This window comes from Maledivibacter sp. (assembly GCA_025210375.1).
Lineage (GTDB): Bacteria > Bacillota > Clostridia > Peptostreptococcales > Caminicellaceae > JAOASB01.
In genome coordinates this window covers 30,326-42,417 of the sequence record JAOASB010000026.1, presented here as the reverse complement: position 1 = coordinate 42,417, position 12,092 = coordinate 30,326, and the positions used below count along the sequence as shown (strand labels likewise).

Genomic DNA, 12,092 nt, shown 5'->3' with positions numbered 1-12,092 from the left:
TGATTTAAGGGGATGTTTTAATTCTAGTTACTGATTATGTTTTCTAAGGATATATAAGTATACTATTTACTACAGGTCTTTCTCTTCCGTCAGAAGGTTTGTTGAGGACTTCACCATTATAATAGAAGGTACTTGATCCTCCTCCATCTAGGTTATATGCCTCTTTTACTCCAAGCTCCAAAAGCTTGTCTTGAAGTCTTTCAAGGCTAACACCTACACTCCATTCACCTTGACGACCATCTATTACTATGATAATCAAATCATCATTACTATATTTCCCTATTATTGTACGTGGATGCCTAGTTTCCTTCCAAGGCTTAGGTATTTGAGCCTTCTTCCCATCCTTTAGAAGCATAGGTACAAAGCTCACCCCTTGATATGGATCTAGCTTAAGAATATCATTAAGCTTTTTAGGAACCGTACCAATAACTTGCCCTTTCTTATTTATACCAGCAAAAAAGAAATTCTCTCCATCTTGATAAAATGGCTCTAAAAGCTGTCCATTAACTACGGTATTTGCTGTCATCTTTATAAATCTTTTTCCATTCTTTTTAGTTGAAAAAAAACCTCCTCCATTTATAGCAAGTATTGCACCTTTTCTTTTTGCCATACTGGACACCGTTTCAGCTTCTCCAAGCTTGTCCTTTCCTAGATTAACCTTAAATGCTGAAGGGTCAAATAACTTTACCTTTGCAATATATCCCCTATAGCCCAGTTCTTTCAACTGAAAGACTTTTATCTCAACTTTATCACTAATATGAGCCTTTATAGCTGGCCCAAGCATATCTAATATCTTTTTTTCATAAACATCTTCAGAAAATTCCTTTTGCTTGTCACTGAGATTGGAAAGCTCAGTGATTTTATCACCCTGCCTATTGAATGTTTCACGTTGGTTCTTTGCAACTTCATGGAACTTATATATTTGATTTTCCAAGCTTACAATATTTTCATGAAAGGCCTCAGTTTCCTTGTGCAAATCCTTAATATCATTTTGAACCTCCATGAATGGAAGTTGCATAGCATGAGAGGTTTCAAGAAAATCCATGCTTACAAGAAATAAAGATAAAAAAGGTGCTATCACAAAGAAAATAAAAATATTAATTTTTGACATTAGGTGCCTCCTCTAATATCTTAAGACTCTCTTTAAGCTTTATCAGCTTATCATCTAGATATTTAAGTCTTTCCTCAATATCTTCTTGAATATTGTTAGCATCAGATAATGTTGAATCTGCATCCCTAACCTCTTCCTTTAAATCTTTTATTTCTTTTTGAAGTCTTCTGATATCTGAATTTACTATCTTTACCTCTTCCTTTAATTGTTCAACTGCCATTATATTGTTTTGCTTAACATCATTAATAGATGTATCAATATAGTCCTTGGCATAGATAAATCCATAGTATACTATTCCACTCCAAAGCCCCATGCTTATAATAAACAAAAAAATATTTAACAATATTTTTTTACCCTTCTTTTTCTTACGTTTATTTTTTCTTGAATCATAGCTCTGTGAATTCATACTTTCTGTCATAATATCTCCCTTTACTTTTATAAATTATAGCCCCATATAAAGAGTCTAGGATAGGTCTTAATTTATACATAGCAAAATATCCGATGTTTATGGAGAATTTTGATATGCATAATTCAAAGTTGTGACTAGAATCTCTATAACATGTAAAGAAACTATGTTTTAAGCTACAATACCATTATAGCATAATATTTATACGAGCCTGCATTTACTGATTATTTTTAATATTGTAAATTTATCTCAAAACCATAATAACTAGTTGGATAACAAAGGTTGATTATGGAATTCCTTGAGATCAAGTAAAAGCTTCTGGAGAATACTTTCCTCCAGAAGCCTTCAAAAATAAATGACATCAGGTTTTAATAAATTTTATGTGAAGGGTGTAAAAATTTTAACTATTTGGTAATTTATTTCAAATGATAATTAATTTTAAATATATTAAGATGTTCTATATTAATTATGCTATAATGTTATTATGTCAAATTTATACAGTTTGTCATATAGGGGTTTCATAGTACAGGTTAACGCCTAATTTATAAGACATCATAGGGGAGTGATAGATATGAATGAAAATAATCAAGAAGAAAAATTTGACCATGACGGATCATTAAATATCAATGATTTCGAGGAAGATAGGAGGCTTAAATCTAAGAAAAAAACAATCATTACATTAACTGCATCTATTATTATAATAGCCTTATTAATAGCCCTTACTTTCTCTAGTGAATTTAAATCCTTCTGCTTTAAAAAACGTTATGATATCCATGATACAAGCATTTTACGAGCTATTAAGTCAAACTTCATACAGGATGTTGATATTATGGACCAATACGATGATTTATCCTTTACTGTAGATAATATAATCATCGATAAAAGCAGAATGGTCATATTCTATACAATAGAAAACAAAGGGGCCCACAAATATATTGAATGGTTTGACTATGAAGTGCTTGATGAAATGGGCAATAACATCAAAGCATGCAATCAATATCCAGACTATAGTGATATTGACTTGAGTAAGACAAAAAAAATCCATGACAAATTCAGTTTGATATTATCACCAGAAATTGAAATACCATCCCATATAAGTGTCGAAGTTAAAATTAAAGAATCTCAATACAGTTATGAAGAATATCGGGATATAAAGGATGATAATAATATTCAAGAATCCAAGGAGCTACCATATACTTGGAAAATAGATATACCTATAGATAAGGAATTGTTTAGTAAAAAGAAAAAAATCTCCTACGATATTAATAAATCTGTGGAAATGGAGGGTCAAACAGTATTTTTTGATAAGCTCACCATTTATCCAACAACCGCTATTTTGGATATACACTACGATAAAAACAATACTATGAAGATTTTCTCAATACAAGATTTAAAATTAGTTGCTGGTGATGAGGATTTTACTCCTGGCCTAAACGGCTTGGTCAGCACAAATCCCGACGAGTTCACGAGAAATTTTTATTTTAAAAGTAGCTACTTTAAAAAAGCAAATGAGGAACTTTATATTATGGGTAATGGTATTAAATGTATAGAAAAAGAAAAATTAGATGTAGTTGTGGATATGGAGAATAACAAATTACTTAAATCTCCCGATAAAAATCTTATCCTTCGTGAAATAAGGGATGATGGCGATGCATACACAATCTTTTTTGAATATATAGGTGATGGCTTAACATTTGATTTTGACTTTATGAATGCAAAGGGTGAATCTTTACACGCGGAAAGTATTGGTAATTCCTATAGAGAAGAAAACCGCACTGCAGAAATTCGTTATACTGTACCAAAGAGCCAAAATCTTAAAAGCCCAATCACCCTAAAAATAGACGATTTTCCAGATATGATCGTGAAGCCATTTAAAATAGAAATAAAGTAATATTAACCCTTATCAAAATGGAATACTATTTGTCATTGATCCTTTACCTTCTAAAAAGTTACTCCATTAAATTAAACAATGGTGTGTTTCAGAATAAAGCTAGTCATTCTGAGACACACCATTAATCATTTATTTTCGGTATTAGTAGATATACAGGGGATTTAATTAAAACGACGGAAATTTTTTTTTATTTACTACCCCTTATTCAAAAGGGCTAATACTGTTTCAACCTGCATTATTACCCCTGTTTTCATGCAGTCTTCATCCACCATAAAATGTCTGTTATGGAGAGGTGCCCTTATTCCTTTTTCCTCATTTCCACAGCCTAGATGATAAAAAGCAGATGGAACTTTTTCAGCAAAATAGGAAAAATCTTCTCCTCCCATGCTTGGGAATTCTTTATATACTATATTCTCTTCTCCTAATACATCCATTGCTGTATCCTTTACTACATCAACAACATAGTCATCATTTATCAGTGCAATATATCCGTCTTTAAACTCTACATCTGCACTTCCTCCTAGTCCTACAGCAACATTCTCGGCTATTCTTTTTATTTTTTCCTTTGCGGATACCCTACTCTCAGTATCAAGAGTTCTTAGTGTTCCTTGTAAAACCACCTTATCAGTAATTATATTAGCCTTTTCTCCACCATACATTTTACCAAAGGTCAATACCACTGAATCTAATGGGGACACATTTCTACTCACAAGTGTTTGTAAACTTATAATTACGTTTGCTGCAACAACTATGGCATCAATTGATTTATCAGGATAAGCAGCATGACCAGAATCTCCATTTATTGTGATTTTAACACTTCCTGAATTTCCATTGAGTTTACCATACTTAAGCTCTACTTTACCAACCTCAATATTAGGCATTACATGTAAGCCTATTACATGATCTACTTTAGGATTCTCTAAACATCCATCCTTTATCATTCTATCAGCTCCACCAATTGCTTCCTCAGCAGGCTGGAAAAACAACTTGATATTACCTTTAATTTCATTTTCCATTTCTTTTAATAACTTAGCGGCACAAAGAAGGATGGTGGTATGAACATCGTGACCACAGGCATGCATTACTCCATCGTTGATAGAACAATAATCATAATCCCCGGTTTCTTTAATGGGAAGAGCGTCTATATCAGCCCGCATCCCTATGGTCTTTCCTTCACCTTTTTTACCCCTTATTATTCCTACAATCCCGGTTTCTGCAATACCGGTTTCATATTCAATATTCCATTTATCAAGGTATTCACATATTTTTTCCCCAGTTCTTATTTCCTTTCCACTTAGTTCGGGATGTTTATGAAAATCTCTACGGATTGCAACAATTTCGTTAAACATTTCTTCTACTCTAGCTCTAGTATTCAATTTAAATTCCCCCCCTTACAATAGATAGTTTAATATCCTATAAATCTCTTTATTTTTTATATAAACCCTTGGCGTTCTTCTTGTGATTCTTGTAACTATTTCGTTTTTATTTGTATTCCCAAGCTTTGATGCCTCTTGTATGTCAATGGTATTATTGCTTCCATCGCCATAGATGATTACTTCATCCCCTTCCTTTACATCGGGTATATCCGTAACATCTACCATACATTGATCCATACATATAACCCCTATAACAGGTGCCTTGTGACCTCCTATAGTCACTATACCCACTTCCGCCATATTTCTTGGATATCCATCGGAATAGCCAACAGGTATTGTGGCTATCATACTATCTCTATGGGCCTTCCATTTATAATTGTAACTAACACCTTCTCCTTTTTTAATTGCTTTTATATAATATATCCTTGATTTAAAGGTTAGTACTTGCTTTATATCTATATCATTCTTCCTAAAGGACTTTAATCCATATAATATTGCACCGGGTCTTATCATACTAAGATTGAATTCGGGATAATCAATAGCTGATATACTATCACAAATATGCTTATACTTAAATTTGTTTCCCGACTCTTCAATCCTATCTACGGCATTTATAAAATCCCTAAATTGTTTTTTATTTTCTTCATCGCCTGCAAGGGCAAAGTGTGAGAATATACCCTCTACCCTAAGATTTTCAAATTTGAAGATTTCAATAATTTCATCAATACTTTCTCTACAATCTCTATATCCCAGCCTATTAAATCCTGTATCATATTTAATATGAACTACAGCCTTTTTATTTCTCTCCCTACTTAGATCATTTAATATTGCTGCCTGCTCTATGGAAAAAATACACTGGACTATATCATTATCTACAACGTATTCAAGATATTCATTAGGAGTATATCCCATAATAAAAATCTTATATTTAGGATATGCTTTTCTAAGTTCAATAGCCTCTGTGAGGGTAGCCACTGCAAGATAATCTCCGCCATTTTCCATTATAGTTTCTGCTATTTCTACTGCCCCATGTCCATATCCATTAGCTTTAACCACAGCTGCTATAGCTACATCCTTCCCTACATACTCCCGTATCTTTTTTAGATTATGTGCCATATTATCAAGATTTATTTCTACATATGTGTCTCTTAACATCATGATTGACTCCTCCATATATCCCTATAATCCCATAGCTTTACCATCTCTTCTAGGATCAGCACCTCCGATTATAGTACCATCCTCCATAAATCTTATTCCGTTAACACCGCCCATTTTCTTATCCCATGGAAGGCGTTTTTTCATATCGTGCCCCATATTAGATAATTTGTCAATAACTGAATTTGATATCCTATCTTCATAAAACATATCGTTGCTGGTATTCTGTGTAATTCTAGGAGAACTAATTGCATCTTGAATGTCCATATCATGATCAATCAACTTAGATATGACTTGGACTACAATATTTATTATTCTTGCTCCACCGGGAGACCCTATTACTGCGAAGGGTTTATCATCCTTTAGAATAATAGTAGGTGCCATGGTACTTAAGGATTTCTTCCCACTATCCACTGAGTTTACATCATTCCTTTTTATTGAGAAATCCGCCATAGTATCATTAAGCAGAATTCCTGTATCCTTTGCCACTAAACAAGATCCAAAAAAATGATTGATTGTTTTAGTTACTGATACAAGATTTCCCTCAGAATCCGCTATGGAATAATGGGTGGTATCATGATGTTCATAGGTCCAAGGATCATAGATATTAGGATTTTGAGATCTATTGGGGTCTATTCTATTTGATAAAATCTTAGCATATTCCTTGGAGCCAAGACCATTTAAGGGAACATCAACAAAATTTGTATCACCCATAAATTTTACTCTATCGGCATAGGATAATTTAAAAACCTCTGAAAACAAATGTAAATACTCACAGGAATTCACTTCCAGTTTTCCTACATCAAATCTTTCTAATATATTTAATGTCTGAATTATATGGGTACCTCCAGAACTAGGAGGTGGTGAAGATATAATCTTATATCCTCTATAGCTTCCTATTACAGGTTTCTTTAATTCAACTTCATATTTTTTAAGGTCATTATGGGTCATTATCCCACCCTTATCATTAATAGTCTCAATTATTGCATCGGCTATTTTGCCCCTATAAAATTTTTCTTTCCCTCCCGTTGAAATTTCTCTTAAACTATTTGCTAAATCTACATTTGTAAATATATCTCCCGCTTTATAGTAATTATTATTTCTTAAAAAAATCCTAGACGCATCCTTGCTTTTTCCTAAATGCTCAGCATATTCACTTAGCATTCCTTCCATCATCTTAGTTACAACTATGCCTTCCTCAGCTAATCTAATAGCAGGTTCCATAACCTCAGCGAGGTTCATCGTTCCATATTTTTCCAAAGCATATATCATACCGGCTACTTCTCCAGGGGTGCTTACGGATTTTGCTCCTATAGCATTTTCCCTATTAACTACCTTGCCATCATCGCCAATTTCCCACATATGGGGACTTGCTTTTTCAGGAGCTGCTTCTCTGAAATCAACAAAGATTGGCTTGCCTATAGCAGGAGTAACTATGGTCATAAACCCGCCACCCCCTAAGCCCGATGTAGCAGGCTCACATACCCCTAGGGCAAAACCCACAGCCACTGCTGCATCTATGGCATTCCCTCCCTTTTTAAGAATATCTATTCCTATTTGGGAGGCTTGTGCTTTACCACTGGAAACCATAGCCTTGTTTCCTATACTTCTTCTTTCCATCAATTTATCCATACTTACTCTCCTAATTATTTTTATGTCAATAGCCAATTGCCACTCCATCCCTTCTGGGATCCGCCGCTCCTTTTATTATCATTTCATCATTATATTTAATGCCTTGGACTCCCCCTAATTTTCTATCATATTCTGATAGCATCTCAACATCATGCCCCATATTCCGTAGCTTTGCTATGGAATCCGATGATATTCTACTTTCATAAAGCATGATACCATCCACATAGTTAGATATTCTTGGAGAATTAATAGCATCTTCTATATTCATATTATGATCTATGAGTTTAGATATAACCTGGGCTACTGTGGTAATGATTCTATTACCGCCAGGAGAACCTAGTACTGCAAATGGCTTATTATCCTTTAGTATTATAGTAGGACTCATCGAGCTAAGGGGCTTTTTATTGGGCCCTACTGAATTTGCTTTTCCTTCACCTAGGGCAAAACCCCTCATTTGACAGTTCAATACTATCCCCGTATCCTCTGGTACCACTCCTGATCCAAAAAATGCACTTATGGTTTTAGTTACTGATACCATATTCCCATCTTTATCCCCTATGGAATAATGGGTGGTATCAGTGGGCTCAAAATCAATTGGATAATCATATCCATATTTATTAGCCTTGTCCATGTCTATTTTCCTAGCAAGTCTTTTGGCATATTGTTTTGATATCAACCCATTAATAGGCACATATGCAAAATTAGGGTCACCCATATACTCTAGTCTGTCTGCAAAGCACATCTTGAATATTTCAGAAAATATATGCATATATTCGGTGGAATTGACTTCATAGGATGAAATATCAAAGTTTTCTAAAATATTTAAAATCTGTATAATATGGGTGCCTCCTGAACTTGGAGGCGGTGAAGAAATAATTTCATAGCCCCTATAGGTCCCCCTCATAGGCTTTAATTCATTAACACCATAGTTCTCCAAATCTTCTATGGCCATTATTCCCGAATGCTTCTGGATGGATTTGATTATTCTATCAGCAACAGCCCCTTTATAGAATCCATTTGTCCCTTCTTCACTGATTTTTCTAAGGGTATCTGCCAGTGGTTTATTGGTGATTTTATCTCCTACTTTGTAGTCATTTAGAAACACATTTCCCTTTTCTTCATATTCTAAAAGCTTATTTCTGTAATTATCTATATCCCGTTTAAACATGTCTGAGACGATAAATCCATCCTCTGCTAGTTGTATAGCTGGCTTTAGGACATCTTCCAAAGTCATTGTCCCATAGTTTTCTAATGCCGATATAAGTCCAGCTACTTCTCCTGGAACACAGATCGATTTACCACCTTGGGATTTTTCATCGCCTATGACATCCCCATTATCATCTATTTGCCACATAGATGGATTTGCTAGTGCAGGTGCGACCTCTCTGAAATCTAGGAATATGGTCTCTCCACTATCACCAAGCCTAATGGTCATAAAACCTCCCCCACCTAGACCCGATGCATTTGGTTCGCATACTCCTAGTGCAAAGCCAACAGCAACGGCTGCATCTATGGCATTTCCTCCACTTTTTATTATATCTATTCCTATCTTTGAGGCCTCAAGCCTGGCTGTGGCTACCATACCATTTGAACCCTTATCTCCTCTATTGTTTCTAATTATTTCGCCATTTTCATCGGTCAATTTAAAATGATTATAATTATCCTTCATCCTTCATCCCTCTAATATAATTCAGTATTTGATTCTAAACATTATGAATATATATGGATAAATTCATATATATTTTTTATAATATTATCTTCTCAATAAATTCGGTGATTTTCTTGATTACCATTTCATTCATTTCCTTCCCGAATTCTACACTTGCCCTTGTGGCATCCCCTAAGGCTCCATTCTCTGTAACTTTTCTATAATCCCAGAATACACCACCACCATGGGTATATTCTTTGATTAGATATTTGCTATCATCTCTAAATTTTGCTTTTTCAAGGGAATCATATCGCACGTGGTCTGGAGCTAAATACATGGTTTGAGAAGTTTCAACCTCACAAGCATGGCCTTTAAATTTGGAAAATCCATATTTTTCACTTAATTCTCTCACTAAGCTCCCACCTATACCACTCATATATATATCCATATCAAATTCTTTTTTTGCTTCTGAAGCATATTCTTGAATAGGTCGTTTATTTCCACCATGTCCCGATAAGAATAATATTTTCTTGAATCCATGTTGTTTAAAGCTCCAACATATATCCCTCAAAATTCTTAGGTAGGTTTCCAAGGAAAAAGTCAATGTCCCTGGAAATTTCATGTGATGATAAGAAAGTCCAATAGGTATAGTAGGTGCCACAAGGACCCTCTCTCCGAAAACCTCCCCTATCATCTCACTAATTATCCTTGCTCTTATGGTATCGGTATCAAGGGTTGTATTTGGTCCATGCTGCTCCGTAGACCCCACCGGTACTATTACCAATTCTACTTTATCCTTTATTTCATCTAATTCTTTCCATGTCATATTTTCTAAAATCAATGCTTTACCCATTTTTATCTCCTTTCATATAAATGGCACATTACCTTGTGACCATCCCCCATATCTATTTCTTTGGGTTCTACTGTCTTACATACTTCCATACATTTAATACATCTTGGGTGAAATCTACAACCTGTTGGGAGATTAACTGGATTTGGTGCTTCTCCCTTTATTTTTTGTAAACTGAGCTTCACTTCAGGATCAGGGCTAGGCACAGCCTCTAATAATGCTTCTGTATAGGGGTGATATCTCTTTTTTATTAAAGTTTCTGTATCCCCTTGTTCCACAACCTTTCCCAGATACATAACAGCCGTTCTATCACTGGTATATCTAACAAGGGAGATATCGTGGGAAATAACTATTCCCGCTAAATTTCTGCCCGTAATCATTTTTCTTAACAGCCTTAGTATACCTGCCCTAATGGATACATCCAACATAGATACAGGTTCATCGGCTATGAGGAAATCGGGATTTAGAACCAAGGCCCTTGCAATTGCCACCCTTTGTCTTTGTCCTCCACTCATTTCATGGGGATATCTCTCCATAAACTGCTCCGCTGGTTTTAGCCCAGATTCTTCTAGTATTTTCCTGGCTATTTCATACCTATCATCTTTATCTTTACCAATACCATGTATTTCAAGGGGTTCCATTATTGTATCTTTCACTTTAAATCTAGGATTTAATGATTCGTATGGATCTTGAAAAACCATTTGAGCCTGCCTTCTAAAGCTTTTCATGTCTTTTTTATCTAAATTAGAAATATCCTTGTCCTTCAACATTATTTTTCCACTTGTAGGATTATACAGTCCTAGCAGTAGCTTTGCGGTAGTGGTTTTTCCACATCCACTTTCACCCACTATCCCTAGGGTTTCACCTTCATTAACATGTATATTTATTCCATCTACAGCCTTTAGAGTTTTTACTTCCCTTACTCTACCCTTGCCCTTTACCTTGACTGTAAATTCCTTTTTAAGGTCAACCGCCTCTATTAATTTTGGATTTCCTTTAGTCATATTTTCACTCCTATAAGTTAACTTTCCCATGTATCGGGTAAATCAGCGAGTTCTCTTAACTTCTCTCTTTCGTCACCCCTTATACAATGGAAGAAACCATCCTTCACCTCTGTTTTATCAATATTACCGGTTCTACACTCATCCAATACAAATGGACATCTTGCAGCAAAACGACAGCCCTTTAATTCCTTAGATAAATCAGGTGGACTACCTGCTATTGATACCAATTCCTTCTTTTCTCCCACCAAGGATGGAAATGCATTCTTAAGTCCCATTGTATAAGGATGATTTGGTTTCTTCAGTACTTGTATTGCATCCCCATATTCTATTATCTTTCCTCCATACATAACTGCAACCTTATTACAGGTTTGTGCGACTACAGATATATCATGGGTTACTAATATCATTGAACCCTCATATTCTTCAAGCAAATTATTAATTCTTTCTAGTATCTGGGATTGAACTACTACATCCAATGCTGTAGTCGGTTCATCGGCGATAATCAACTTTGGATTAAGGGCTAAAGCCATTGCTATAATAGCTCTTTGCTTCATTCCTCCACTATACTGATGGGGATAATCTTCAAGTCTACCCCTTTCCAAACCAACAATATCAAATAATTCTCCCGCTCTTTCCATTGCCACACTTTTACTCACCTTGTCATGCTCAATTATGGCTTCTGTAATTTGTTTTCCTACTCTATACACTGGATTGAGTGAGTTCATTGCACTTTGAGTAATCATCGAAATATCTTTCCATCTTCTTTTTCTTATTTCTTCCTTGGACAGCTTGATAATATCTACTCCATCAAATAACATCTCTCCCTGTGAAACTCTACCGTTTGATGGAAGCAATTTTATGATGCTTTTTATAATCGTACTCTTACCACAACCACTCTCACCTACTAAACCTAATATATCTCCATTTTCAATATTAAGTGATACATTATCAACTGCTTTTAATACCCCATCTGAAAGTTTATATTCTATGGAAACATTTTTTAATTCTAACAATGCCAT

General features: G+C 34.8%; 10 protein-coding genes. 1 reads left to right on the top strand and 9 read right to left on the bottom strand.

The features are described from left to right. Positions 1-43: 43 nt before the first annotated feature. Positions 44-1,111, bottom strand: coding sequence for a phosphodiester glycosidase family protein (locus N4A68_09250; GenBank protein MCT4564476.1), 1,068 nt, complete (start codon positions 1,109-1,111; stop codon positions 44-46). Next, positions 1,098-1,529, bottom strand: a complete 432-nt coding sequence (locus tag N4A68_09245; protein ID MCT4564475.1) for a hypothetical protein — start codon at positions 1,527-1,529, stop codon at positions 1,098-1,100. Before N4A68_09245 ends, N4A68_09250 begins: the two co-directional genes overlap by 14 nt. Before the next feature lie 559 nt (positions 1,530-2,088). Between N4A68_09245 and N4A68_09240 the strand changes: the two genes are divergently transcribed. Continuing rightward, the gene (locus tag N4A68_09240; protein ID MCT4564474.1) at positions 2,089-3,408 is read left to right on the top strand and encodes a DUF4179 domain-containing protein; all 1,320 of its coding nucleotides are present in this window, start codon (positions 2,089-2,091) and stop codon (positions 3,406-3,408) included. A gap of 194 nt (positions 3,409-3,602) precedes the next feature. Here the strand turns inward: N4A68_09240 and N4A68_09235 are convergent, their stop codons facing one another. The 7 genes from N4A68_09235 to N4A68_09205 all read right to left on the bottom strand — a co-directional run bounded on the left by N4A68_09235 (position 3,603) and on the right by N4A68_09205 (position 12,092). Continuing rightward, positions 3,603-4,784 (bottom strand): amidohydrolase, encoded by a 1,182-nt coding sequence (locus N4A68_09235; GenBank protein MCT4564473.1) that lies wholly within the window; start codon positions 4,782-4,784, stop codon positions 3,603-3,605. Positions 4,785-4,799: 15 nt separating this feature from the next. Then, positions 4,800-5,942, bottom strand: coding sequence for an alanine racemase (gene alr / locus N4A68_09230; GenBank protein MCT4564472.1), 1,143 nt, complete (start codon positions 5,940-5,942; stop codon positions 4,800-4,802). A 21-nt stretch (positions 5,943-5,963) separates the two neighbouring features. After that, entirely contained in the window at positions 5,964-7,571 is a 1,608-nt protein-coding gene (gene ggt / locus N4A68_09225) for a gamma-glutamyltransferase (protein MCT4564471.1), read from the bottom strand. A gap of 25 nt (positions 7,572-7,596) precedes the next feature. Beyond that, entirely contained in the window at positions 7,597-9,240 is a 1,644-nt protein-coding gene (gene ggt / locus N4A68_09220) for a gamma-glutamyltransferase (protein ID MCT4564470.1), read from the bottom strand. Positions 9,241-9,316: 76 nt separating this feature from the next. Beyond that, complete coding sequence (locus N4A68_09215; GenBank protein ID MCT4564469.1) at positions 9,317-10,072, bottom strand: creatininase family protein; 756 nt, start codon at positions 10,070-10,072, stop codon at positions 9,317-9,319. Positions 10,073-10,074: 2 nt separating this feature from the next. Further along, complete coding sequence (locus tag N4A68_09210; GenBank protein MCT4564468.1) at positions 10,075-11,073, bottom strand: ABC transporter ATP-binding protein; 999 nt, start codon at positions 11,071-11,073, stop codon at positions 10,075-10,077. A 17-nt stretch (positions 11,074-11,090) separates the two neighbouring features. Next, positions 11,091-12,092: an ABC transporter ATP-binding protein gene (locus N4A68_09205; protein ID MCT4564467.1), complete on the bottom strand. Its 1,002-nt coding sequence runs from the start codon at positions 12,090-12,092 to the stop codon at positions 11,091-11,093.